Raw genomic sequence first — 24,826 nt, forward strand, 5'->3', positions numbered from 1 at the left:
CTATGAATCCAAAAATGAATGAAAAAGTAACAAATATTGCCCAGTTTGTCGTCTTACTTATTTTCGGTATATTACTTATGATTCCATTTCTTTGGATGGTAAGTGTTGGCTTTGATCGAACCGCTAATATTACTCTGCCTTTTCCACCAAGGTTGATTCCAGAAGAGGTAGCAAGCTTTAACTATAAAATTGTCTTTGAGAATGGCAGACTTGTCCAATCCTATCTTAATTCTGCTATTGTCACCATCAGTTCGGTTCTCTTACAGGTTTTTGCCTCATTGTTGGCAGGCTACGCCTTTTCCAAGGGTACCTTTAAGTATAAAAAATTACTTTTTTTACTTGTGCTATGTACATTGATGATCCCAATGGAGCCTCGATTGATTCCATTATATACACTATTTAACAAAGTGGATCTGCTTAACACCTTTTGGCCACTCATTCTACCGACCGTGATTAATGGGATGCTAATTTTTCTTTGTAAACAGTTCTTTGATCAGCTACCATCAACACTTCGGGAGGCAGCACAAATTGACGGAGCCGGAGAATTTCGGATATTTTTCACTGTTTATTTACCTTTAGCAGGTCCAATTGCAGCGACAATGGTTATTTTATCCTTCATTTGGAGCTGGAATGACTTTATGTGGCCTCTTGTCGTTTTAAGTGATCAAGATTTGCATACGGTTCCTTTATATCTTTCAAGCTTCGCCTTAGAAAATGGAACCAGTCTAGCAGGGCTTACGATGGCTTTAGCTACGGTAAGTATCCTACCAATTATTGTCCTGTATCTCTTTTTACAGCGTTACATTATTCAAAGTATTGCTCTAAGTGGTGTAAAGGGTGAATAAATGATGAGAAAGAAGGAGGTTGGCGTCATGCAAGTACAAAAAAAGTGGCTAGTTGTTTGGTTCATAGTAATGTTAGGCATAATGGCTGGGTGTTCCTCAAGTGAAAGTGGAACAGAGAGTACATCGAAAAAAGAAGGAAAGTGGGCAGGGCAAACGTTGACCGTGCATTTAATAGGTGATTTTTCCATGGAGGATGCAACAGATCCTATTACAGGAAAAACAAATGAGGGTCTTAACTCAATAAAACAGGAATTTGAAAAGCAGCATCCTGGTGCAACAGTTGAATTTATTTTAATGCCATGGGAAGGGTATACGGAAAAAACACAAGCGATGATTACTTCCAATGAGGCTGATGTTTATCAGATGCCAGGCTTAGCAGATTTCGCTGCCCAAGGAGTGCTTGAACCGCTCCAATCATATATCGAAGAGGATCCCGAATTTAGCCTAGACGTATTTATTGAAAATCAAGTCAGTGGCTGGAAGGTGTTAGGACCTGACAGTGACGAGCTATCCATTTACGGACTCCCCTTAATCGGAGATGCGCGTTTTATTAATTACGATAAAAAACTGTTTGATCAATGGGGGGTAGAATATCTCTCGGATAATCCAACAATGGAGGAGATAGCTAGAAAAGCTAAACAAATGACAGGGACCAATCCTGTAACCGGTGAGGAGAACTACGGCATTTGGTTTCGAGGTGACTGGTCGTCTGCCTTCACCTTAGTAAACTTGGCAGAGGGTCAGAACGGACGCTGGGGCACAGGTTTTGCCTGGGATGAGATTCAATTTGAATATAACAGTCCAGAAATGGTCAATGGCCTAGAGTGGCTATTAGAGATGCAAGAATATGCTCCAGATGGCTTAATTAGTAATCAAGGGGCAGAAAGGTGGTTAACAGATCGTAACAATATTGCCATTATGCTGAATCAAGGACCAGGTGATTTAATTCTCCCAGTGTATGCACAAGGACTTGAAGATCGAATTGGAATAGCCCAAGAATTTAACAATGATGATGGTATTGGTGGCATGTTTGCGGGAAGCCCTGTGGCAATGGCAAAGGAAAGTGATAATAAGGAGTTAGCTTGGGAATGGATTAAATTTTCTGTTAGTGAAGATTTTCAAAGATATCTATTTGAAGAAGCAAATGCTATGCCTGTTATTAAAGCAGCTGAAGACTGGGAGAGCTATAAGGAAGTAGAAAAAATGATGAATCCAACCATCGAAGCAATGCGAACACCATGGACACCGCGCTATCCTTGGGCATCCTCTCAGCCTCGTTTTATCTTAACCTCGGAAATTGAAGCAGCATTAGCTGGAAAAAGATCTGCCAAAGAAGCCTTAGATAAAGCACAGGAGGAAAGTAAGGCATGGCTAGACAATAGATAAAGGGAAGTATCTATTATCTAAGATCCTTCACAAGCGAAGGCAAGAAAAAGTGGCTACTATAGCAACAGCCCATGCATTTAGGGAGTTCAGATGATAGTTTTAGAGAGCACTACATTCTTGCCCTTCGTTTTGTGCTTAGTGAAATTTTAGTTGCATATCAGTGATATAAGACAAAAGGAGCGAAATTGCAACTGAACTTGTCCAATAAAATAGGATATGGGACAAAATGAGAGAACCTGCAACTAAACTGTCCAATATATCCTTTACCCTGGAAGGCACCTTGCAACTACGTTAAAAAAGGCTTGCCAATCGAAAAAACGAGAGACGATACCGTTCTTTCATCGACTGAATCGGTCACGTCCTCTGACCAATGTTGATCCACCTGTGATGCACAGGCGCAGTTATGTTTCTAGCTTTTGTAAAAATGTTTAAGAGAATGGGAGGAGAAGCTTCATGTACAATGGGGGAATCATATATACTTCAGCCACTTGGATTTCACGACTAGCGTTTCTTAATTTATTGTGGATTTGTTTTAGTATCTTTGGCCTTGTAGTCTTTGGCTTTTTCCCAGCAGTAGTTGCCATGCTTGCCATTGAACGAAAATGGATAAGAGGGGAAAAGGATGTTACTATCTTGAAAACATTCTGGCTAGAATTCAAGCAAAATTTTATCACAGCTAATATTATCGGCTATAGTTTAGTAGTAGCATGTTTTTTAATCTATTTGAATATGACGCTTGTCAGCTCACTTAATAATTGGATGGAGCCTCTTTTGCTTTTTATCTTATATGGTTTCGCTTTTTTGTTCGCTATTCTTGCCATTTATATTTTTCCAGCCTTTGTTCATTATCAAGCGAGATTGATAGATTATTTTCTTCATGGAGTAATGATCGCGCTCATCTCTCCGGTCCATTCGCTTTTCATTCTAATTAATGTCATCGCCTTTTTCTTTATTGGTTATTTTTTTCCGGGAATAATCTGTGTATACTTAGGTAGTGGAATTACTTTTATTGTTATGTGGTTTGCCTATCAATCGATTCAAAAAATCGAGAACAAAATTGCTGTAGAAAAAAGGAGGAACATAGTCCATGACAGATGATCGATCTTATTGGTTGAATAATATGTTAGCGATTGCGGAGCCATTAATCACAGAGCTTGAACGTGAAACCCTAAAAGAAAACATGCCAGTAGAGCAAATTCCTGGTAGTAATCGTGAGGCTTTTAGCCATTTAGAGGGTTTTGCTAGATTATTAAATGGGATGGCACCATGGTTAGAGCGGCAGGCAGAGGATCCAGCTGAGGAAAAACTTAGATTAACATATATTGCTCGGATCCAAAAGTGTTTGGAACATGCGACAGATCCTGCCTCAAAGGATTATATGAATTTCGGTGAAAGTGGTCAGCCTCTTGTTGACAGTGCCTTTTTAGCACAGGCGATCCATCGTGCACCAGAAGTGTTGTGGAAGCAGTTGGATGCAAGTGTCCAAAAAAATATCCTGCAGGCGTTAAAAGCCACGAGGAATACTAAACCGGTTTTTTCAAATTGGCTATTATTTTCTGCCATCATTGAAGCTGTTTTATATGAATTAGGCGAAGTGGATTGGGATGCCATGCGTATTGATTATGCGATCAAGCAATTTGAGCAGTGGTATGTTGGTGATGGTATGTATAGTGATGGGGCATCCTTTCATTTTGATTATTATAACAGCTATGTTATTCACCCGATGCTATTAGATATTGTCGATATAGTAGGTAAGCATGATCAAGGTTGGTCGGATAGTAAGAAAAAAATAAAGGAAAGAGCGCTTCAATATACACGTATTTTAGAACGTATGATTTCACCAGAAGGAACATTTCCTGTTATTGGTCGATCGATTGCTTATCGATTTGGTGCCTTCCATCATCTGGCTAATCAAGTCCTGCGTGAAGAGCTTCCAGAAGAATTGGCTTTCGGCCAATTAAGAGCTGGCTTAACAGCAGTGTTGCGCACTACTTTTCGTAACTCCGATTTGTTTGATGAAAAAAGCTGGTTACAGATTGGATTAGCAGGACATCAACCTGAGTTAGGGGAATTTTACATATCAACAGGCAGCTTGTATTTGTGTAGCTTTCTTTTCCTTCCATTAGGTTTGTCACAAAGACATCCATTTTGGCAAGAGGAAGCTGACATGTGGACGAATAAGAAAGCATGGAGCTCCCAACGTGTAGCTATTTATCATTCATTAGATTAATTGGAATGAAGGCTTATGATTATTCTAGACAAAGTAAAATTCTAGTTGCAAAATACTGACAGTAATTGGTGAATTATTTCGTCCGGGAGGTTAGCATTCGATAGTAAAATATTTTCTAGTAAGAAATAAAAGCAATGGACGTGGTTGTCTATGCAATGTTATTATTATTTCATTGTATCGATAAACAATGCGGTGAGTGCTTGAAGGTCTGCCTAGCATTTTTGGGGTATCTTCTATAAGTTAATACCAATATACAATAAATCGACCTTCCAATAGCAGGGCATATACGGAATAGGATATATGCCTGCTACTATCGGATAAGTCAAAGACAAGATAATCATACTCGAGATTACTCAAATATAGGCAATTTTTCCAAAAAGATTAAATCATCCCGATCAGCAGCATCGCCTTCCGCTAGAATCGCTGCTTTAGCCACAACCATGGCTCCAGCCTGTTGTACAAGCTCCTCCAGCGCACGAATTGATTCCCCAGTACTGATCACATCATCAACGATAGCCACTTTCTTTCCTTTTAGTAATGCTGCATCTTTTCCATCTAAGCAAAGTAGTTGCTCATCCTTTGTCGTAATTGAATTTACTCGGTTGATAACTGGATTCTTCATATATGCTTTAACACTTTTACGTGCAATAATGTATTCTTTTTTATTCATGATTCTTGTTAATTCATGGATAAGTGGTATTCCTTTTGCTTCAGCTGTTACGATATAATCGACAGATGGTAGTTTTTCTGCTAGTAATGGAGCGACATGGCAAACAAGCTCTGTATCTCCTAAAATCACGAAGCTCGCAATACTTAGCTGATTATTGATCTCAATGATCGGTAATTCTCGTTCTAATCCGTTAATCATAAGTTTATATGTTTCTGACATGGTTCTCCTCCTCGATTAAAATCCAAGTATTTTCATCAAAAATTCGATAACTACTCCTGACAACATGCCAAGAAACGGATCAGTTATAGCGGTGACAACCATCGTAATTGCCCCAACGATACTTTGTGATCCCTCTCCAGCAGTTAATGCTGCTGCTGCGTTTCCAGGAAGTGTCACAATAGCACCTAATACGAACAAAAAACCAGCAATAGAGGCTGTTGGTATATATTTACCAATTTTAGGTAAAAGCTTCAATAACAGAATAACGGCCATAATCGCCATCATGACGACACCAGACCAGACGGGATGGGGAGCGCTTGCGGTAGCGGAAATCACCACCTCGACTGGACCACCACCAAAGAAGGAGGATGCCATATCTGCTAAACTACTAATCATCGCAAGGATATCTACATTTACATCTCGTCCTGCAATATCACTATTAATATTTCCGAAGGCGATGTTTGCACCGATATTTAAACAAACCATTGCTAGAGCTCCACGAATAACCATTGGATTCATCACAAATTGTAATCGCTGAAAACGATCATTAACAAATGGTTTCTTTTCCTTCGTCTCTTTATCTCTACTAGTAAAAAAAGCAACAATACTAGATAAAATAACAGAAATGGTTATCGTGTATACTAAGTCTTGTGTCGCTAAATAGGTGATTAAACCTGTAGCGAAAGAAACGATTCCAGGGATTTTATCACCTTTCGCCATATCCCATGCAACTTTTGTTAGCATAATACCAACACCTGCCATCATGCCATTACTGATGACTGGGCCAATCCAATCAATGATCATTTCTAAAGCGCCAAAAGCGCCAATGACAAACATGATCAAGGCACCAAAAAAGATCATAGACAATCGTTCGCGCATATTTTTCCCCATCGAGCCTGCTACCGTAATGGTTTCTGCTTGGAAAGAGATAACCGCAACAGATCCAGTTAGACTATTCCCTAATGCACCTACAATAAAGGCCATTGCTGTTGGAACGGAGGCAAATCCAAATGCGAGTGCAAGTAGTCCTTGAGGCAAACCGTTTAGCACACCACTAAGGGCAGCTAAAATGTCTTTTAGTATTTCCATCGTACTCCTACCTTTCTGTTCTCTACGGAGCGAACCTCTATTACACTGCTACAGAAAATAGGAGAGAAAAACAATAAAACGCCTATGGTATCCATAGACGTTTGTATATAAAAATTTATACAGAACTAAAGAATGATAGCTTTTACAAGAATGAAGCATTCTAACATTCAACGTCCATAGTAGAGCAATTATCGGTTGCTCCGTAGAAACTCCCAGACCATATTACCAGGATTATATGATAAAGTTTTGTTTACTTTTGTAATTTATCATATTATGTCGAATGAGACAAGGTATTCTTTGAAGTTAAAATATGGAGTTTAAAATGGAGAGCACCTATAAGGCAGTTTCTCTTTCTTTAATATTGAGAGTAAAGATGTATATAAAAGGGTAGAGGAGATGTAAGAAAAAAAATAAGTCTATCATGAGCACTGAAATCAATAGAAATAATGCGCAAAGGATTATAAGATATCGTTTCTCGAGATTGATTCACTGTATCTTTTACGATAAGATACAGTGAATCATTAGACGAACATGCCCTAATCTTTACTTTCACATAATATATGTCATAAGGGGTATATTGTTGGAAATCAGAATGCGGACGCAGGGTACACGAGTCGTTAGGTCACGAATCAGAAAAAGGCTATATACTGATGAACGGGTAGAAACCAAGGAACTCCTTTGCTTGTAATTGAAGAGTTCCTTTTTATAAGCTTTAATTAAAAAATAATTTAAGGATCTTGAAAGCCAAAGATAGCTACAAATACGTAGGCTGAATTCAATATAAGGAAACTCACACCAAAGACAAGTAACAATGTCTTAACAGTCCCTTTTCTTGACACGAAACCGAACATTATACTAATTAATCCATAAATGATAGGGAGTAGCATCCCAATGAGTCCCTTTTGATCAAATGTCACTAATTTAACCCATTCGTAATCATACTGGACTATTAGTGGTACCATACTTAAAATCACAAATACTAAAGAAACTACAGAATAAAAATTTCGCATATACAGATCCTCCTTTTGCTCGAGTCCTTAGCTTATATATATGAAAATAAGGTAGGATTAAACACTTTATACTATTATATATATTTCCACATCGGGTCCTATCATTCCTTCTATTACTAATCTCTCAGATAGTTTAATTTCAAATTTTTAATTTTTTTTGAGGAATACTTTTACATACAAAAAACAGATATTATGGTAAGAGTTCCACGATTATCAGAAAATGAGCCAGAACTTTGAGGACAGTTCTATCTATTCAAATTAGGACGATTTTATTCATAATCTGCATACGAAAAATTTTAACTGTTGACATCGTTTTCTTTTGTTGATACTATTTTAGATACAACTTAGATCTAAGTTAGATTTTATGGTGGTGAGAGATTTGAATAGACATATTTTAGGATTTTATGGTGATGACTTCACTGGTTCCACGGATGCAATGGAAGCGCTCGACCAATATGGTTTGAAAACGATACTATTTCTTAAGCTACCTGATCAGGAAAAGCTGAATCAATTTCAGGATGTGGATTGTATCGGGGTTGCAGGAACTGCGAGAGCAAAGGGATTGAAAGGCATGGAGGAAGAGATTTCTCCAGTGTTTGAATTTCTCAAGGAAATGAATCCATTCTTTGTTCATTATAAGGTTTGTTCGACTTTTGACTCTTCACCAGAGGTAGGGAGTATCGGTTTCGCGAGCGACTTGGCGAGAAAATACTTTCCAGATGGGAGCTACCCACTATTGGTAGCTGCACCTAATTTAGGTAGATATACAGTGTTTGGGAATCACTTTGCCAAATTTAAAGAGGAAATTTATCGATTGGACAGGCACCCAGTCATGGCAAAGCATCCTGTAACTCCTATGGATGAGGCAAACCTAGTAAAGCATCTAGCGAGACAAACGACTCAAAAAGTAGTAAATGTAAATATTATGGATTTGGAAACAAAGTCTGTATCTGAAATTAATCAACAAGAGAATAAGGAAGCTGATATTGTACTATATGATGCATTGAATAATTCACATATGGAGAAGGTTTCCGAGGTATTATGGGAAAAACGCGATGAAGAAATTCAATTTATCGTGGGCTCTTCAGGAGTAGAATATGCACTTGGAGATGCGATGCAGCGTCATGGGGACGTCCAGAGAAAGGAACGCGATACCAAGCCGACTAAAGTGAAGAAGATTTTTGCTGTTTCCGGTAGTGTATCTGAGGTTACAAAGCAACAATTAGATAAAGCAGAAAAGGCTGGCTTTCATCTTTTAAGAATACCATATGAATTATTTTCAGATGACTCAAAGGTACATTCATTTTTATTAAAAGTTGCAAAAAGAATAGAAGAAGATAAAAAAGTAATAATCTACACAGCTAGGGGTGCAGATGATCCTCATATTTCGAAAACGCGAGAGCATTTAATGAACCATGGTGTTAAAAGAGAGGATATAGGTATTTTTATTGGGGAGAAGCTAGGAAAATGGATCAAGCAATTGCTTGATATAGTTGAACTTCAAAGAGTAATTATTTCTGGTGGGGATACATCTGGCTTTGTTACATCGAATTTGGATATTTATGCTTTAGAAGTAATCGATTCTATTGCGCCAGGAGCTCCTTTATGTTTAGCATATTCAGAGAGAGCAAAATTTGATAGATTAGAAATATCATTAAAAAGTGGTCAGCTAGGTGGTCCAGAGTATTTTGAAAAAGTCTATCAATCTGGCTCCAAATAAAAATCTAAAGGATGGAAAAGAATATGTTATTAAAAGACGTTGCCTACCAAAAAATAAAAGAGAGAATTTTAGAAGAACATTATGAAGCAGGACAATTCTTATCAGAACGAACCTTAATTGATGAATTAGGGATGAGTAAGACACCAATTAAAAATGCACTTGTTCGATTAGAATCGGAAGGTTTTGTTACCGTTTCATCTAAGCAAGGAATCATCGTAAATGATATTTCGATTGAGAAAATTAATGATATTTATAGCTTGCGAATTGCTTTGGAAACATTTAATTGTCAAGAAATCTATCAGCGCATTACAGATGAACAATTAAAAGAATTGCAGGAAAATATAGAAGCGACGAAAAAGGCGGCTGCAGATAAAGATGTACGATTGTTTGCCACTTTAGATCATGAGTTTCACTTAGCAATAAGTGAGTTTAGTGGAAATAATGAAATCACGAGAGTGTTATTAAACTATCAAGATCATTTGCGACGTATTACGTTACGTCATTTAAAAAAGGAACCTGCAAGGGTACAGAAATTTTACTCTGAGCATTTAGAAATTCTACAAGCATTAAAAGATAGAGATGAAAGATGCTCTGAGTTAATGAAAAGGCATCTTTTGGAATCCAAAATGATGTACTTTCAATAACATCGATAGTATATAAGGGAGAGATCATATATGAAAGCGGTATTTGTAGAGGCAGCAGAGCAAATTAGCATCAAAGATATTGAGGTACCGGTATTAAAAGAAGATGAAGTGCTTATTAAAGTGGCAGTTGCAGGAATTTGTGGATCGGACATCCATACGTATAAAGGATTACATCCATTCCGTAAACCACCAGTTGTTATTGGACATGAGGTTGCGGGTGAGGTAGTACAAATTGGAGAGTCTGTGACGAATTTTAAAGTGGGAGACCGTGTTACAGTGGAGCCACAAATCGGTACTGGTGAGAGTGAAGGAATCATGACAGGAAATGTGAATTATTCCGATGAGCGCTTGGCTCCTGGAATGGGTGATTGGTTAGGGACAATGGCAGAATTTTTTGTCTCACCAGAAGCTCAGGCGGTTAAATTACCTGACTCTGTTAGTTATGATCAGGGAGTTTTGGTAGAGCCATTAGCAGTTGGGGTCCATGCTGCTTATAAGGCAGATATTAAGTCAACGGATCGTGTAGCCATTTTAGGTGCAGGCCCAATTGGTTTACTTACACTTATCGCGGTGAAAGCAAAAGGGGTAACAGATATTGTAGTTACAGATGTTTTAGACTACTCTTTAGATGTAGCAAAAGAGATGGGGGCATCTAATGTTATAAATATCAAGGATAATGCGAACTGGATTCAGGAAGCAAAACTGACGTTAGACAAGGGGTCTTTCGACAAAGTATTCATCACTGCTGGTGTTCCTGGCATTATTAATGATTCCTTGAATTTATTGAGAAAAGGAGGCCGTGTGGTTACTGTAGCTATGTTCCATGGCCAACAGTCTGTTGATATTGAACAACTACAACAAAATGAAAAAGAAATAGTTGGATGCATGACATATAATCGTCCAGATACAGAGGAAGCCTTGGAGATTATTGCAAAGGGAGAATTAGATGTTGAGAAAGTGATTTCTCATAAATTACCTTATCAACAAGCCGACAAAGGCTTCACCATCGTAAACAAAAAGCAAGATAATTCTGTGAAAGTACTTGTTTCATTCGAGTAGGTGAATAAACATGAAAACCAAAATCATTTTATTACTATTAACACTAGTTGCTTTGTTAGTAACAGCATGTGATCAAGGAACAGCGAGTGCGCAAGATCCGAAGGTTTTGCGATTAGGGCATATTCAAAGTGAATCAAACGCTTGGCATAAAGGTTCGGTTAAATTTGCTGAACTAGTAGAAGAGAAAACGAATGGTACAGTCAAAGTAGAGGTTTATCCAAGCTCTACTTTGGGTGCGGACCGTGATCTCATAGAAGGAATGCAAATTGGCTCAGTTGATTTTGCGCTTGTTGCTGGTGTAATGTCGAACTTTTATCAACCTTATTCTATTTTAGAATTACCGTATTTATTTGAAGATTTAGATCACTTGGAAGAGTTTGTATACGGTGCCAAAGGCGAGCAATTGCAGGAGGATATGTTAGAAGCGACGGGAGTACGAGGATTAGAATTCTGGTTGCGTGGTCCTAGAGAATTAACGACAAATAAACGAGTAGAATCTCCAGAAGATTTAAAAGGTGTGAAAATTCGTGTTCCAAATATAGAAGCTTCTGTAGAGGGATGGACAGCAATGGGCGCTAGCCCAACTCCAATGAACTTTGGAGAAGTATATTCCTCATTACAAACAGGGGTAATTGATGCCCAAGAGAATCCCATTGCATTTACGGCAAGTGCGAGAATTCATGAAGTGCAGGATTATCTGGTGAAAACCGATCATGTATTCGGTTATGTACAATTGTTAATGAGTGAAAAGACATTTCAAGGATTAACAGAGGAAGAAAAAGAAGCTGTAATAGAAGCTGCTAAAGAAGCTCGAGAATACCAAAATGAACTCGTTTTCTCGGAAGAGGAAGCGGCACTTCAAGAAATGTTGGATCAAGGAGTAGAGGTTATTGAAGTAGATCAAGAACCTTTTAGAAAAGCTGTACAAGAAGTTAATGAAAAATTAGCAAATAAGTATGGTAGAGAACTTTATGACACTATTCAGGAAATGAGGGAGTGAAGCCAATGAATACGTATGTGAAAATCATGGACAATATCAATCAGTGGGTAAAATATTTGGTTTCATTCTTGTTAGTTGTATTAGCAATATTAGTTGTCTTACAAGTCACTACTCGATTTGTTATCAATATACCGCTTAGCTGGACAGAAGAGTTAGCAAAGTATTTGATGATTTATATTGTCTTTTTAGGCTCGGGCCTAGCAATGAGACATAATCAGCATATCGCAATCGACTTTTTGTGGGAGATTGTTAATGCAAAAAATAAGCAAAGATTGCAAAAAATTGTTTTATGGATTAGCGCAATCTTCTGCCTTGTATTATCTTATTATGGTGCACATTTAACGTATATTGTAATCGGGCAAACAACACCAACATTACAATATTCGATGGCTTTTGCTTATGCTGCCATCCCACTTGGCTCATTTTTCATGCTTTGCAATATTGTTGCTGCATTGTTGAGTCCAAACAATGATGATACAGACGAAATGGCAGGTGAGCTTCGATGATATTTGTATTACTTATATCGTTAGTCATATTATTTCTAATAGGGGTTCCTGTAGCGATTTCCTTAGGGTTATCTTCAAGCCTAGCACTATTAGTTGCAGGTGATATTCCTTTGCTTACATTAGCGCAACGTGCCTTTGTTTCACTTGATTCGTTTCCTTTATTGGCTATCCCGTTATTTATTCTTGCAGGAGCATTAATGGAATATGGGGGGATCTCGCAACGTTTGATAAATTTAGCGAATGCGATTACAGGACATGTCCCTGGTGGACTAGCTATTGTAACCGTTGTAACTACGATGTTTTTTGCTGCTATATCAGGCTCAAGTGTTGCCGCTACAGCTGCACTAGGGGCGATTTTAATACCAGCTATGACTAAACGTGGTTATGATAAAGAGCTTGCCTCCGGTGTTCAAGCGGTCTCTGGTACGTTAGGAATCATTATTCCACCGAGTATTCCGTTAATTTTATATGGTACAGCGGTTGGTGCTTCCATTGGAGATTTATTCATTGCTGGTATGGTACCTGGAGTTATTATTGGAATTGGACTCGTCATCACCGTATATATTCTCGCGAAAAAACGAAATTATTTAAAAGAACCAAAAAAATCAGGAAAAGAAATATGGAAGGCGTTTGTAGAAGCAATACCAGCAATCATTATGCCTGTTATCATATTAGGTGGTATCTACAGTGGTATTTTTACTGCAACAGAAGCAGCAGGTGTAGCTGTAGCGTATGCATTTGTAATTAGTGTATTTTTCTATAAAGCGATTACTAGAGAAAACATTAAGGAAATTTTGACACAAGCTTCCGTAACGACATCTACTATTATGTTTATTCTTGCTACAGCAGGATTGTTTAGTTGGATTTTAACTATCGAGAATATACCACAACAGGTTGCTGGTATTATCACTTCTATTTCAGACAGTCCGATGATATTCTTAGGAATTGTCGTGATCCTACTACTATTAGTCGGAATGTTTATGGAGACGAATGCTTCTATTATTATTTTAGCACCAATCCTAGTACCTGTAGCAGTAGAGCTAGGGCTTGATCCGGTCCACTTTGGTATCGTAATGATTGTAACGTTAGCTATCGGTATGGTCACTCCACCACTTGGACTAAATCTTTTTGTAGTATCTAAAATCGGTAATGTGAGAATTGATCATTTAACGAAAGGATTAATCCCATTCTATATGGCCATACTCATTTGTTTAATTATTATTACCTTTATTCCTTCTGTGACAATGAGTCTTGTGGAATGGCTGAAATAAATAAACTAACGAGGAGTGGGAAAATGGATAATCAACTATTAAAGGAACTTCAACGAACAGGGAAATTCATGATGGATAAGGATTTGGCCTGGGGAACTGCAGGCAATATTAGTGGAAGAAGCGACGATGGTTATATAATATCTGCGACAGGAACATATTTAGGGGAACTAGAGATGGAAGACTTTTCTTACTGTAAAGAAGGAGAGCATATGGAGGGGAAAAAGCCATCCAAAGAATTTTTGATGCATGAAGGAATTTATCAAGAACGGCCAGAGATTAATTCCGTTTTGCATGCTTCACCATTTTACAGTACATTAATCGCTAATTCGAACTTAGAGCTTCCTTCCAATTACTTTGTGGAATCTATGTATTATTTAGAACGTGTTACGAGAGTGCCTTTTTATAATCCTGGCAGTAAGGAACTTGCGAATGCGGTAAAAGATAGAGCAAAAGAGGCGAATATATTTTTACTAGAAAATCATGGGATCATCGTTTGTGATGTGAACCTTAAAGAAGCTCGTACTGCATTACAGACGTTAGAGTATTCTGCCAAAATGCATATAACTGCATTAGAGAAAGGGATACCGATGAATGGCCTTAGTGAAGAAACTGTACATGATTTTATCCATCATTCAGGTTACAAACCAGTTCGAAACTGGGAAAAATAAAGTGTGTGCTTGTGCTTTAAAAACTAATTTCATTGATGTGCTAACGTAATCATTGGCATAATTAAGCTTTAAAAAAGTCTCCATCTAATGATAGGTGGGGATTTTTTTGGATATATGTTAGATCTAACATAAATTTTTTTCTCAAGAATAAGAAGGTTTATGCCGATATTAATAGAAAGAAGAACTTTTATATAGAAAAAGTTTCTTTTTTATATCATATATTATTGGGGGCAATTAAATTGAAAAAAAAGAAAAAGATGAAGCTTAATTTAAGTTTAAGAAACAAACTTATCGCATCTTTTGTACTAATTTTATTAGTGCCAAGCTTGTGTATTAGTTTGTTCTCCTATCAAAGTGCAAAGGACAAAACTGAGAAAACATTAATGGCTTCTGCACAGAAAAATGTAAGTATTGTTGAGGATACGATTAGTGAATTTATATCAGCCCAAATGGAAAGTGTTGAATATTTATCAAACACGATTCAACCTGAGAATATTGAACAAGACAAAGATGCACAAACAAGAAATATTCTAGATACGATTCAATCAGCTAAGGAGGATGTAGCAGAACAACACTATGTTGGTACCGTAACAGGGGAATTTATGAATGCACCGACATCATTTCAAAATCCGCCAGGTTATGACCCACGTGAACGACCATGGTACAAGCAAGCAATGGAAAATAAAGACCAGATTATTATTACCGATCCATATATATCTAATTCATCAGGTGAAGTGGTTGTAACAATAGCAAAAACAACTCCAAACAATCAAGGTGTTGTTGCAATGAACTTAGAGCTAGAAAGCTTAGCGAAGATTATTAGTAGTGTGACAGTCGGGAACGAAGGATACCTTTTTCTTTTGGATGGAACAAGTCATGTGATCAGTCACCCGACATTAGACGCTGGAGCGGAGGCTGAGGGAGATTTTTATCAGAATTTATATACATCCGATTCTGGTCAGTTTGATTATGTGATGGACGGAGATAAAAAGAAAATGGCTTTTGCAACAAATGAACTTACTGGCTGGAAAATTAGTGGAACGATGTTATATAGTGAAGTTGACCAAGAAGTGCGCCCGATTTTCAATACAACGATTACGGTAATCACAATTTCTATTGTTATAAGTGGATTCATCGTTTTCTTTATTATCCGTTCCATTATCATGCCTATAAACAGGCTAGTTAAAGCAAGTGATCAAATAAGTCAAGGAGACTTAAGTGTTGAAATTAGTATGGAAGGCAATAGTGAGCTAGGTCAGTTAGCACAATCCTTTAATCGCATGAGAAAACATTTAAATCAACTCATTAAAGATATACGGGATAAAGCTAATAATTTGTCGAATTCTAGTGACGAATTAAATGCCAGCACAGAACAAAATACCACCGCAACAGAACAAATTTCAACCTCTATTCAGGATATTGTTGTTGGTATGGATAATCAGTCTAGCGGAATATCCACGAGTGAAAAAACGGCTGAAGAAATGGTTGTTTCGATTCAAGATATTGCAACTAGCTCGAATGAAGTCTCTACTACATCTAATCGTACAATGGATGCGGTCAAAGAAGGCAACAAGGCAATCGAGACAACTTTAACTCAAATGGAATCTATTAAGAAAAATACGCTTCAGCTATCAAATAGGATTGAAGGATTAGGGAATCTTTCTCAACAAATAAGTAATATTATTGATGTTATTACGAATATCTCTGAACAAACGAATTTACTTGCATTAAATGCAGCAATAGAGGCTGCTCGAGCTGGAGAGCATGGAAAGGGATTTGCCGTAGTTGCGGATGAGGTGAGAAATTTAGCAGAAGAATCCTCTCATTCTGCCGAGCAAATTAAAGAAATGATTGGAAAAATCCAAAATGAGACGACTCAAACCGTCGAATCGATGAATACAACTAACAAACAGGTGGAAAAAGGGATGGAAGTTGCTAACAATGCAGGGGAGTCCTTTACAGATATTACTGGTTATGTAGATACTATTACAGCTCAAATTAAAAATGTTGTATCAAAGGTAGAAGCTATCTCAGATGGCGCAGAAGAGTTCACTCAAGCGTTTAAGAAAATAAGTGATATTGCTGAAAATACTACAGCGGAAACCCAGAATGTCTCTGCTGCGACAGAACAACAGCTAGCATCCATGGAAGAAATATCAAACTTCGCTACATCACTTACCGAAATTGCTAGGGAATTAGAACAAACGGTGGAACAATTTAAATTATCATGATAGACGGAAGTGCTTTATTTCCTTCGTTCTATAAAGTGATCGCACAAAACGGTAATATGAGTAAAGGCCAGTCTTAATAGAAAGCTGGCCTTTGTTCTTTTAATGGTTGTCTCCTTGATTATGTATTTTTTCCTTTTCCTAATTTAGCTTTATTAAGAAGCAATATTTCTTAATTAAATAATTGTTCAAATAACCTTGATGTATATAGTTTTCAATAGTAATATAAAAGTGTAAATCATTTTCAATATATATGAAGGAATGAGGTGAAATGATGAAAAAAAAATAATTCTTTCTTTGAAAAAGCACAAAGATTTGGTAAATCATTTATGTTGCCGATTGCAGTATTACCTGCAGCAGGTTTGTTATTAGGAATTGGTGGGGCTTTCAGTAATGCTGCCACAATAGAGGCATATCCTTTTCTAAATGTAGGTTGGCTACAAGCAATCTACCATTATGAGTTCAGCGGGAAATATAGTGTTTGCTAATAAGTAGTGTACGGGCCAGAAGTTTCTGGAATAAAAAATGAAGTGGAAGAAGCGTTAGGAGATAGTTAATATGAGAGTATTCGAACAGTTGAAAAATAAACTAGTTGTATCATGTCAAGCATTAGAGGAGGAGCCACTCCATTCACCCATGATAATGGGTAGAATGGCTGTTGCTGCCCAGCAAGGCGGTGCATCAGGTATTCGTGCAAACTCCGTTGTAGATATACAAGAAATAAAAAGGAATGTGGACTTGCCAATTATCGGAATTATTAAACAGGACTATCCAGATAGCGAAGTGTTTATTACTCCGACCTTGAAAGAAGTAAAAGCACTAATTGAGGTGGGGGTAGAAATGATCGCAATGGATGCAACCGACCATGAAAGACCTCATGGAGAGAGCTTAAATGATATTGTTCAATATGCTAAACTCCATGCAAAGGATATTGCATTAATGGCAGATATATCAACAGTGGAAGAAGCCATTATGGCGGAGCAACTAGGATTTGATTGTGTATCCACCACTTTGGTAGGGTACACAAAGGAGACAAAAGGTCAAAATATTGCAGATGACGATTTTGCTATGATAAAACAAATCAGAGAGAGTGTCTCTATCCCCGTAGTAGCGGAGGGGAAAGTGGATAATCCTAATAAGGCTAGACATGTATTGGAAGCGGGTGCTGATTTCACAGTGGTAGGTAGTGCTATTACCCGTCCGCAATTGATAACAGAAAAATTTGCAAATGCAATCAAGGAATTAGAGTAAAGAAAAAATGGCAGTTCGCTTATGAATTGCCATTTTTTTATATTTTCTTGTATTCATCAAGAGCGTGAAGGGTATGTTGATAGGTTTTCATCGTGTCTTGGTGATTGGTGAGTAGTATGCTTAAAACATCTAGTACGTAAAGAATGGAAAGCTGACTATTCAAAAAGCCTTGTGCTAGATAAGGTTTAATACTTGCCGTGTACAACATGAGATCAGACAAATTCGCTAGGGGTGTTTCTGAATAGTTGGAGATAGAGATTACTTTGGCATTTTTTCTTTTGGCTAGCTCACTTGCATCAATAATTTCCTTTGTTTGCCCTGAACTAGAGATGGCAATCACAAGATCTTCTTCTGTTAAAAAGGATGAGGCAATAATCATCGCATGGGAGTCTTTATGTGTATCTATCGTTAGTCCCATTCTTGATAATCTTAACTTTAATTCTTCAGCCGACAATCCTGAGCTCCCCAGTCCATATGCATGAATACGTTTTGCCTTTAAAATCCATTGACAAGCTTTTTGAAAAGTGGAAAGGTTAGATAAGGAGTTAGTAGAGTTAATGACAGATTCATAAAATTGATGAACACTGTTAATAACATCTTCTGTTACTTCCTGAACTTTTACAGCATCCCGTAATAAAATTTTAAATTCAACAAAACTAGATGCCCCGATTTTCCTACAAAAACGTGTAATCGTAGCAACAGACACATCTATTTGATGGGCAAGCTCTTTAATATGTATATTCAATAATTCCTCATTGTACGTTAAAACATAATCAGCTACTTTTTTTTCTGTTTTACTAAGTGTTTGATAATTGAGTTGGATTTGATCCAAGATTGAACTCATGTGATGCTTCCCCCAATACCATAGTTATCTTGATTATAACATAGATTTCAATGGCAACTTTTCTACGTAATTCTTTTGCTGATAGGAAAACAGGTTGGTGCAATTCAGCAATCAAATAGGATGATTATTATGGAATGAGGGATAGCTATATTAAATTAGTCCCAAGATATATAAAATTTCATCCTGGGACTTATATTCTAAAAATTACAATATTCAAGCGCATTCATTTTAATGTTTTTAAGAAATATTCTGTTTAACATCTGACTTAATAAAATCATCATTTTTTGTATAAATCGTAAGTCCGGTAGTGTTTTTGTTGTAAGCTGGGAAAAAGAAGCTTGCAACATATCCAAAAATGTACGATGAAAAGAAAGCCATCACACTAACTGCAAATGGTGAAAAACTAGTCTGTTGAATAAAGTAGGAGGTAATGGCACTTAATATTAAACCAATCAGTACTCCAGGAGCATTCGCTCTCTTCGTGAAAATACCAAGAGCAAATATTCCTGCAATTGGAACTCCAAATAGCCCAGTCATAGCCAAAAAGAGATTCCAAGTTTCCGCTTGATTTGTAGAAACAAGATATAGTGCGGCAATCATACCCAGAGTTCCTGTAACGATAATAACTAGTCTCGCTATGATCACATCATTGAGCCTAAATGCTTTGTCAAAAAATCGTTGTTTAAAGTCGACCGTAATACAAGCAGAGATACTATTTAGACTAGACGATATCGTTGACTGACAGGCAGCAAAAATGGCAGCAATCAATAAACCAGCTACACCAACTGGTAAGGTTGTTACAATGAAGTAAGGAACGATAGCAGACGTATTAAATCCTTCCGGAAGCGTCTCCATATTTGAATAATAACTGAAAAGAACGGTACCCATTCCATAGAATATCGGTATGGTGATTAATGCTAGAATACCATTTGTCCATAAGGATCGATTCGTTTCTTTTATTGATTTTGTTGTTTGATAACGCTGAACAACATCTTGACTAGCAGTATATTGATGTAAATTATTGAAGATGGATCCAATAAATATAATAGGTATGGCAGCAGCTGCTGTTCCAAGTTTAAAATTATCGGCTGTGATTAATTTATCATTTGCTAATGCATCGTTTATGACAGTTGACCATCCACCATTTATCGTTAATATACCTAGAACGAGCACTAAAATTGCTCCTCCAATTAATAAAATGCCTTGGATGACATCACTCCAAATAACACCTTCCATCCCCCCTAAGAAGGTATAGATAATACATAGCCCACCAACTACAGAAGCGATTATAATTGGGTTTATACTAGAAACCGATGTAATGGCCAGAGTAGGTAAATAAATAACAATCGCTACCCTACCTATATGATATAGCACAAATAATAGGCTACCAACTACTCTTAATGAAGGACCAAAACGCTCTTCTAAATATTCATAGGCCGTAGTTACGTTGAGTTTTCTAAAAAAGGGGATATAAAAATAAATGAGTATTGGGATAATGGCAAAAATGGCTAGATTACCAGCAGCATAAGACCAATCACTTAAAAAAGCCTGTTCAGGTGTGGACATAAACGTGATGGCACTTAAGGTGGTAGCGTAAATACTAAACCCTGCTGCCCAGGCAGGAATTTTCCCACTTGCTGTAAAAAAAGCATCCGTATTTTTTGACGAACGTTTGGTAAAATATACTCCTACACCCAGCATAGATACTAGATAAACAATTAAAACAATCCAGTTTATTGCTCCCAAACCTACCTTATCCATGAATAATTCCTCCTTATTTATATTTTACGGTGCTGATGCATGAAACCAACAGCACCGTTTCCATCCATTTTATAGATCAAACGTACTTACTAATTTTCTCACTTTTTCTAGTTTGTCGGGGTTAAATGCTTCAAAAGGTTCTTTACAGACTCCAGCATCTATACCAGTCATTTTTAAAATTTCTTTCAGTGTTTGATATAAACCCAAGTCTAAAATTTCCTCTATTAAATCATTGGTTACATGTTGGATATCATACGCTTTTGAAACGTTACCTTCCTGACAAAGTGAAAGTATTTGTTTGGCACGTTTTCCGTTAATGTTAAATGTGCTTCCTATTGCGCCATCCACACCTGAAATAGCACCATATATTAACATCTCATCAAATCCGGAGTAAATTAGCTTATTCGAATACTTTTTTCTTAGACGCTCTAATAAATAAAAGTTCCCATCCGTAAATTTTACCCCGATTACTTTCTCATTTTGAAAAAGATCATCAAATTGATGTAATGACATCGATACACCCGTTAAAGCAGGAATGGCATAAATAATCATTTTATTATTCGTTTCATTAATAATCGTTTCATAGTAATATTTAATTTCCTCAAATGAAAAAGGGTAATAAAATGGGGTAACGGCAGATAAGCTGTCATAGCCTAATTCTGTCGCATATTTCCCTAAATCCACTGCCTCATGTAAATTAATCGAGCCTACTTGAGCAATCAGCTTTACTTGCCCGTTATTTTCCTCACTCGCTATTCGAAATACATCTTTTTTTTGCTCAGTAGTCATCATAAAATTTTCCCCAGAGCTACCATTTACGTATAATCCGTCTACCTTTTGCTTATCGATATTTTGCCTAATCATCTCTCGTAATCCCTGTTCTTTTATGGTTCCGTTTTCATCAAATGGTACAAGTAATGCAGAAAATATTCCTTTCATGTTGTCCCCTCCAGTAATGTATTGATTTATAAATTCATTCAGGTTATAATATGGTCAGACCAATTTTTGAAGTAACTTCATCATAATTTCCTTATGTGTAAAAGTCAACCCTTTTTTGTAAGGGCTTTTTTATTGCAGTATGATATGATATGAATAACAATCATCACAAACCTCATTGTATCAATGGTTTAGTGAATGGATGGGGAGATTAGCATGAAAGTAAAAAAACAATCATTAGTGGACGTAGTTATCGAAAAAATTAAAAAATCTATTATTGACAATAACCTTAAACCAAATGATAAATTTTTGTCTGAAGGGGAACTAGTAGAACAATTGCAGGTAAGTAGGACAGTTATTAGAGAAGCATTAATTTCTCTTCAAGCATTGGGGATTCTCAAGGTTATGGCTGGTGGGGGTGTTTTTGTTGCAGATACAAAACTCCATGCCATTACTTCTATTCTAAAACATCACTATGAAACCTATGGTGTGAAAATTAAAGAGCTTGTGGAAATACGTAAAGTGATTGAGCTTGGAGCACTTCGTTTAATCATAGAAAAAAATATAGATTTTCGTCTAGGAGAATTTTACGACATTAATTATTCCTATTACCAGTCAATCATGAACAATAAGGATACAAACCAATATGATAATGATTTCCATCAGTTACTTATCAAAACAACTCAAAACGAAACGTTTTATCATTTTAGTGAAATTATTCATGAATATTTCTTACTTGCAAAAATGGACCTTATTCAAAATAAGGAAGACCTCATGAAATCTTATCATGAACATGAGCAGATCATAAAAGCAGTTGCTGAAAAAAATTTGAGTAAAGCACAACAAACGATGACACAGCACTTCAAGCCTATATTCACATTTATGAAGCAAATGGAGGAAGAATCGTGAAGATAGAACCAATTCAAAGTACGGAGAGATTCTCGCTTAAGAAAATGGTGATCCAAGAAATTAAAAACTATATTATCGAGAACGAATTATCGTCTGGGGACAAACTTCCAGCAGAGCGAAGGCTAACGGAAATGTTTCAAGTCAGCAGATCTGTTGTAAGAGAGGCATTAAGCTATTTAGAAAACACGGGAGTAATAACGACTACTCAAGGAAAGGGAGCCTACTTAAATGAATCTAATATTGATACACTTCTAGACAGCTTCTTTTTTCTTTGGCAAATAAACGGAGGCAAGATTGAAGATATTATGAGTCTCCGTATTATGTTTGAGTCAAGTGCTATAGAAGAGATTGTAAAACAAGTCGATATGGAAGAGATGGAAACAATTCAAACACTTTTAATCGAGAGTAAAACTGCTCATACCATGGAGGAATACAGAAAATTTGATATGTTGTTTCACAAACAACTACTCAAAGCAACCAAAAACCCACTATTTATTCAAATGACGAATATGATTAACAGCTACTTTTTTGAAACGGAGTACATCCAGCTTAGTCCCGAAGAATATCAGCAGGTTATTCGTGAGCATCAATCCATCATAGAAGCCATTCAAAACAAAGACCCGGAACTAGCAAAGAAGTTATTGAATAATCATATAAAACGAGCAAAACTATAGGGGGGGTATGATGAAATATTTATCGATCGATATAGGTGGAACGTATATTAAGTACGCCATTTTAAATGAGAACCTAGTGTTAACAGATCACCGGAAGAAGCAAACCAAAACAACTAGTAAACGAGCTTTATTTCAACAAATAGAACAAATTATTAAAGAGATAAGGGAAAAATACAACATATCTGGAATTGGAATTAGTACTGCTGGTATTGTGGATAGAGCCCTTGGAAAGATTGTTTATGCAGGACCAACATTACCCTTCTATAAAGGGATGGAATGGAAGCAACCTTTAATCGAGAAATTCAGCGTACCAGTAGTTGTTGAGAATGACGTGAATGCCGCATTATTGGGGGAAAAATGGAAAGGCTCCATGATAGATAAAAATAATATTTTTTGCATCACTATTGGCACTGGAATTGGTGGAGCTTACTATAATCATCAATTGATAGATGGTGCATTTCAACAAGCGAATTCTGTTGGCTATTTATTATATGATCCAGCTACAAGCACAAACTATGAGTCCAGAGCTTCTACCAATGCATTAATCTCAAAAATAAAGGAATCTCTTGATGATACAGTTACACCAGAAACGTTATTTGAACGTGCAAAATTGGGGTGTCATGAATGCTTAACTATCATTCATAACTGGGCAAAGGAAATAGCGAATGGACTAGCGCAAATTATATTGCTTTATGATCCAAAATATATCGTAATTGGTGGGGGAATTTCTCAGCAAGGTGATTATCTCTTAGATTTTATTCAGAAAGAAATACCCTACTATTTACCAGAGAATTTCCTGAAAACAAAAGTAAGGATGGCTACTTTACACAATCATGCGGCATTGTATGGTGCGATTTATCCTTTTTTAAAAGAATCGCAAGCACCCAAGGATGCTATATGAAGGTCGGTTGGTGGACTACCCTCCTTACTTTTGGAGGGTAGTTTTTATGATATCTAAGTCGGGTTCCATAATGGAGAGATGCATTCTCGCAGGAAGTATCTTTTTGGATATTGAACAAAATGAATGAATCTCTGGCTTGAGTTGTCCGATATAATAAGATATTGGACAAAATGAATGAATCCCTAGCGTGAGTTGTCGGATATAATAGGATATTGGAACAAAATGAGCGAATCTTTAGCTCAAGCACTCTATTAATTTATTATTATTTAAACACCTATACAATGTTGCTCGATTAATATCCTGTGTGATAAAGATTCATCACCTTTTTATATTACTTTTTTTACCATTGGTCTTCCGCCTTTCCTTCCAAGTGCTCTAGCACTTTTAAGACCTTCCTTCGTCCTTACTACCATTAAATCTCTTTCAAACTGAAAAAACGTCTTATAAAACAACGGGCCAAATAGTGGAGAAAAAAGATTTTGAGCAATCGAGAAGAAATCTTTTGGAGTCGTATGTGTTAAATTATAATGGAATTATAAAGAGGAGGTTTATTAATGAATGAAGATCAAAATAACCCCCAACCTGGTACGATTATTTCTGCTGATGTAACTGTTAACCAATCAGAGGAGGTACGCGATTTCTACAAGAAAGTTATCGGATGGGAACATAGTGAATACAAAAGAGGAGACTCTACCGACTATTTTATGACAACTTCCGATGGGCAACCAGTGGCGGGTATTTGTCAAAGAGCTGGAAGCCTTGCTGAACTTCCCTCAGTCTGGCTTGTTTATTTTGGAGTCAATGATTTAGCAGCAAGTCTTGAAGAGTGTAGAAATCTTGGGGGCAAAGTACTCACTGAGCCTCAAAGTGTAGGGAGAGGCAGTTATGCTGTCATAGAATATCCAGTTGGTTCTATCTGTGCACTTAGCCAAATATAAGGTTTCCTTGTTTACTAGTGTACTTTATTGTTTTCTCTATTGAAGGGCGTAAGAACCGAATAAGTAT

The 24,826-nt window shown here is 36.8% G+C and carries 23 protein-coding genes, 1 pseudogene and 1 riboswitch; of the genes and pseudogenes, 18 read left to right on the top strand and 6 right to left on the bottom strand.

The window, feature by feature from the left end:
• Positions 1-2: 2 nt before the first annotated feature.
• From DLJ74_RS16585 to DLJ74_RS16600, 4 genes are all read left to right on the top strand, one after another.
• The gene (locus DLJ74_RS16585; protein WP_109985288.1) at positions 3-845 is read left to right on the top strand and encodes a carbohydrate ABC transporter permease; all 843 of its coding nucleotides are present in this window, start codon (positions 3-5) and stop codon (positions 843-845) included.
• Positions 846-872: 27 nt separating this feature from the next.
• Positions 873-2,231, top strand: a complete 1,359-nt coding sequence (locus DLJ74_RS16590; protein WP_181397632.1) for an extracellular solute-binding protein — start codon at positions 873-875, stop codon at positions 2,229-2,231.
• Between the two features lie 453 nt (positions 2,232-2,684).
• Positions 2,685-3,329 (top strand): YesL family protein, encoded by a 645-nt coding sequence (locus tag DLJ74_RS16595; protein ID WP_109985289.1) that lies wholly within the window; start codon positions 2,685-2,687, stop codon positions 3,327-3,329.
• Positions 3,319-4,461 (top strand): DUF2264 domain-containing protein, encoded by a 1,143-nt coding sequence (locus tag DLJ74_RS16600; protein WP_109985290.1) that lies wholly within the window; start codon positions 3,319-3,321, stop codon positions 4,459-4,461. Before DLJ74_RS16595 ends, DLJ74_RS16600 begins: the two co-directional genes overlap by 11 nt.
• Before the next feature lie 349 nt (positions 4,462-4,810).
• Here DLJ74_RS16600 and DLJ74_RS16605 read toward each other — a convergent pair whose 3' ends face one another.
• The 3 genes from DLJ74_RS16605 to DLJ74_RS16615 form a co-directional block, all read right to left on the bottom strand.
• Entirely contained in the window at positions 4,811-5,350 is a 540-nt protein-coding gene (locus DLJ74_RS16605) for a phosphoribosyltransferase family protein (protein ID WP_109985291.1), read from the bottom strand.
• Positions 5,351-5,365: 15 nt separating this feature from the next.
• Positions 5,366-6,439 (bottom strand): guanine permease, encoded by a 1,074-nt coding sequence (locus DLJ74_RS16610; protein WP_109985292.1) that lies wholly within the window; start codon positions 6,437-6,439, stop codon positions 5,366-5,368.
• A gap of 157 nt (positions 6,440-6,596) precedes the next feature.
• Positions 6,597-6,698: riboswitch (purine riboswitch) on the bottom strand.
• A 469-nt stretch (positions 6,699-7,167) separates the two neighbouring features.
• Positions 7,168-7,449, bottom strand: a complete 282-nt coding sequence (locus DLJ74_RS16615) for a hypothetical protein (RefSeq protein WP_054787699.1) — start codon at positions 7,447-7,449, stop codon at positions 7,168-7,170.
• A gap of 370 nt (positions 7,450-7,819) precedes the next feature.
• Here DLJ74_RS16615 and DLJ74_RS16620 point away from each other — a divergent pair, with 370 nt between their 5' ends.
• From DLJ74_RS16620 to DLJ74_RS16665, 10 genes and pseudogenes are all read left to right on the top strand, one after another.
• The gene (locus DLJ74_RS16620; protein ID WP_245902378.1) at positions 7,820-9,169 is read left to right on the top strand and encodes a four-carbon acid sugar kinase family protein; all 1,350 of its coding nucleotides are present in this window, start codon (positions 7,820-7,822) and stop codon (positions 9,167-9,169) included.
• A gap of 23 nt (positions 9,170-9,192) precedes the next feature.
• Positions 9,193-9,813, top strand: coding sequence for a GntR family transcriptional regulator (locus DLJ74_RS16625; protein WP_054860261.1), 621 nt, complete (start codon positions 9,193-9,195; stop codon positions 9,811-9,813).
• 30 nt (positions 9,814-9,843) lie between these two features.
• On the top strand, positions 9,844-10,872 hold the full coding sequence (locus DLJ74_RS16630; protein WP_109985294.1) for a zinc-dependent alcohol dehydrogenase: 1,029 nt from the start codon (positions 9,844-9,846) through the stop codon (positions 10,870-10,872).
• 10 nt (positions 10,873-10,882) lie between these two features.
• Positions 10,883-11,872, top strand: coding sequence for a TRAP transporter substrate-binding protein (locus DLJ74_RS16635; protein WP_054860262.1), 990 nt, complete (start codon positions 10,883-10,885; stop codon positions 11,870-11,872).
• Positions 11,873-11,877: 5 nt separating this feature from the next.
• Entirely contained in the window at positions 11,878-12,378 is a 501-nt protein-coding gene (locus DLJ74_RS16640) for a TRAP transporter small permease (RefSeq protein WP_054860263.1), read from the top strand.
• The gene (locus tag DLJ74_RS16645; protein ID WP_109985295.1) at positions 12,375-13,649 is read left to right on the top strand and encodes a TRAP transporter large permease; all 1,275 of its coding nucleotides are present in this window, start codon (positions 12,375-12,377) and stop codon (positions 13,647-13,649) included. The genes DLJ74_RS16640 and DLJ74_RS16645 overlap by 4 nt, the downstream gene beginning before the upstream one ends.
• Before the next feature lie 23 nt (positions 13,650-13,672).
• Positions 13,673-14,317, top strand: a complete 645-nt coding sequence (locus DLJ74_RS16650) for a class II aldolase/adducin family protein (protein ID WP_109985296.1) — start codon at positions 13,673-13,675, stop codon at positions 14,315-14,317.
• A gap of 239 nt (positions 14,318-14,556) precedes the next feature.
• Positions 14,557-16,548, top strand: coding sequence for a methyl-accepting chemotaxis protein (locus tag DLJ74_RS16655; protein ID WP_109985297.1), 1,992 nt, complete (start codon positions 14,557-14,559; stop codon positions 16,546-16,548).
• 326 nt (positions 16,549-16,874) lie between these two features.
• Positions 16,875-17,034, top strand: a pseudogene (locus tag DLJ74_RS16660) (PTS transporter subunit EIIC); the annotation flags it as partial.
• A gap of 69 nt (positions 17,035-17,103) precedes the next feature.
• Positions 17,104-17,796, top strand: coding sequence for an N-acetylmannosamine-6-phosphate 2-epimerase (locus tag DLJ74_RS16665; protein WP_109985298.1), 693 nt, complete (start codon positions 17,104-17,106; stop codon positions 17,794-17,796).
• 37 nt (positions 17,797-17,833) lie between these two features.
• On the opposite strand, the gene DLJ74_RS16670 is transcribed toward DLJ74_RS16665, so the two are convergent.
• The 3 genes from DLJ74_RS16670 to DLJ74_RS16680 form a co-directional block, all read right to left on the bottom strand.
• Positions 17,834-18,640 (bottom strand): MurR/RpiR family transcriptional regulator, encoded by an 807-nt coding sequence (locus DLJ74_RS16670; RefSeq protein WP_109985299.1) that lies wholly within the window; start codon positions 18,638-18,640, stop codon positions 17,834-17,836.
• A gap of 237 nt (positions 18,641-18,877) precedes the next feature.
• Positions 18,878-20,401: a sodium:solute symporter family protein gene (locus DLJ74_RS16675; protein WP_109985300.1), complete on the bottom strand. Its 1,524-nt coding sequence runs from the start codon at positions 20,399-20,401 to the stop codon at positions 18,878-18,880.
• A 69-nt stretch (positions 20,402-20,470) separates the two neighbouring features.
• Positions 20,471-21,340: an N-acetylneuraminate lyase gene (locus tag DLJ74_RS16680; RefSeq protein WP_109985301.1), complete on the bottom strand. Its 870-nt coding sequence runs from the start codon at positions 21,338-21,340 to the stop codon at positions 20,471-20,473.
• Positions 21,341-21,553: 213 nt separating this feature from the next.
• Between DLJ74_RS16680 and DLJ74_RS16685 the strand changes: the two genes are divergently transcribed.
• From DLJ74_RS16685 to DLJ74_RS16705, 4 genes are all read left to right on the top strand, one after another.
• A complete protein-coding gene (locus DLJ74_RS16685) occupies positions 21,554-22,246 on the top strand; it encodes a FadR/GntR family transcriptional regulator (protein ID WP_109985302.1) in 693 nt (230 codons plus the stop codon).
• A complete protein-coding gene (locus tag DLJ74_RS16690; protein ID WP_245902370.1) occupies positions 22,243-22,920 on the top strand; it encodes a FadR/GntR family transcriptional regulator in 678 nt (225 codons plus the stop codon). Before DLJ74_RS16685 ends, DLJ74_RS16690 begins: the two co-directional genes overlap by 4 nt.
• Before the next feature lie 10 nt (positions 22,921-22,930).
• Positions 22,931-23,821, top strand: a complete 891-nt coding sequence (locus DLJ74_RS16695) for an ROK family protein (RefSeq protein WP_109985303.1) — start codon at positions 22,931-22,933, stop codon at positions 23,819-23,821.
• A gap of 554 nt (positions 23,822-24,375) precedes the next feature.
• Entirely contained in the window at positions 24,376-24,759 is a 384-nt protein-coding gene (locus DLJ74_RS16705) for a VOC family protein (RefSeq protein ID WP_109985304.1), read from the top strand.
• The last annotated feature ends 67 nt before the right edge of the window (positions 24,760-24,826 follow it).

This window comes from Gracilibacillus dipsosauri (genome assembly GCF_003176895.1).
Lineage (GTDB): Bacteria > Bacillota > Bacilli > Bacillales > Amphibacillaceae > Gracilibacillus > Gracilibacillus dipsosauri.

Excerpts from the sequence above, each read along its gene's own strand:
- DLJ74_RS16585 (WP_109985288.1), top strand. The coding sequence starts at position 3 with ATGAATCCAAAAATGAATGAAAAAGTAACAAATATTGCCCAGTTTGTC.
- DLJ74_RS16590 (WP_181397632.1), top strand. The coding sequence starts at position 873 with ATGCAAGTACAAAAAAAGTGGCTAGTTGTTTGGTTCATAGTAATGTTA.
- DLJ74_RS16595 (WP_109985289.1), top strand. The coding sequence starts at position 2,685 with ATGTACAATGGGGGAATCATATATACTTCAGCCACTTGGATTTCACGA.
- DLJ74_RS16600 (WP_109985290.1), top strand. The coding sequence starts at position 3,319 with ATGACAGATGATCGATCTTATTGGTTGAATAATATGTTAGCGATTGCG.
- DLJ74_RS16605 (WP_109985291.1), bottom strand. The coding sequence starts at position 5,350 with ATGTCAGAAACATATAAACTTATGATTAACGGATTAGAACGAGAATTA.
- DLJ74_RS16610 (WP_109985292.1), bottom strand. The coding sequence starts at position 6,439 with ATGGAAATACTAAAAGACATTTTAGCTGCCCTTAGTGGTGTGCTAAAC.
- DLJ74_RS16615 (WP_054787699.1), bottom strand. The coding sequence starts at position 7,449 with ATGCGAAATTTTTATTCTGTAGTTTCTTTAGTATTTGTGATTTTAAGT.
- DLJ74_RS16625 (WP_054860261.1), top strand. The coding sequence starts at position 9,193 with ATGTTATTAAAAGACGTTGCCTACCAAAAAATAAAAGAGAGAATTTTA.
- DLJ74_RS16630 (WP_109985294.1), top strand. The coding sequence starts at position 9,844 with ATGAAAGCGGTATTTGTAGAGGCAGCAGAGCAAATTAGCATCAAAGAT.
- DLJ74_RS16635 (WP_054860262.1), top strand. The coding sequence starts at position 10,883 with ATGAAAACCAAAATCATTTTATTACTATTAACACTAGTTGCTTTGTTA.
- DLJ74_RS16640 (WP_054860263.1), top strand. The coding sequence starts at position 11,878 with ATGAATACGTATGTGAAAATCATGGACAATATCAATCAGTGGGTAAAA.
- DLJ74_RS16645 (WP_109985295.1), top strand. The coding sequence starts at position 12,375 with ATGATATTTGTATTACTTATATCGTTAGTCATATTATTTCTAATAGGG.
- DLJ74_RS16650 (WP_109985296.1), top strand. The coding sequence starts at position 13,673 with ATGGATAATCAACTATTAAAGGAACTTCAACGAACAGGGAAATTCATG.
- DLJ74_RS16665 (WP_109985298.1), top strand. The coding sequence starts at position 17,104 with ATGAGAGTATTCGAACAGTTGAAAAATAAACTAGTTGTATCATGTCAA.
- DLJ74_RS16670 (WP_109985299.1), bottom strand. The coding sequence starts at position 18,640 with ATGAGTTCAATCTTGGATCAAATCCAACTCAATTATCAAACACTTAGT.
- DLJ74_RS16675 (WP_109985300.1), bottom strand. The coding sequence starts at position 20,401 with ATGGATAAGGTAGGTTTGGGAGCAATAAACTGGATTGTTTTAATTGTT.
- DLJ74_RS16680 (WP_109985301.1), bottom strand. The coding sequence starts at position 21,340 with ATGAAAGGAATATTTTCTGCATTACTTGTACCATTTGATGAAAACGGA.
- DLJ74_RS16685 (WP_109985302.1), top strand. The coding sequence starts at position 21,554 with ATGAAAGTAAAAAAACAATCATTAGTGGACGTAGTTATCGAAAAAATT.
- DLJ74_RS16695 (WP_109985303.1), top strand. The coding sequence starts at position 22,931 with ATGAAATATTTATCGATCGATATAGGTGGAACGTATATTAAGTACGCC.
- DLJ74_RS16705 (WP_109985304.1), top strand. The coding sequence starts at position 24,376 with ATGAATGAAGATCAAAATAACCCCCAACCTGGTACGATTATTTCTGCT.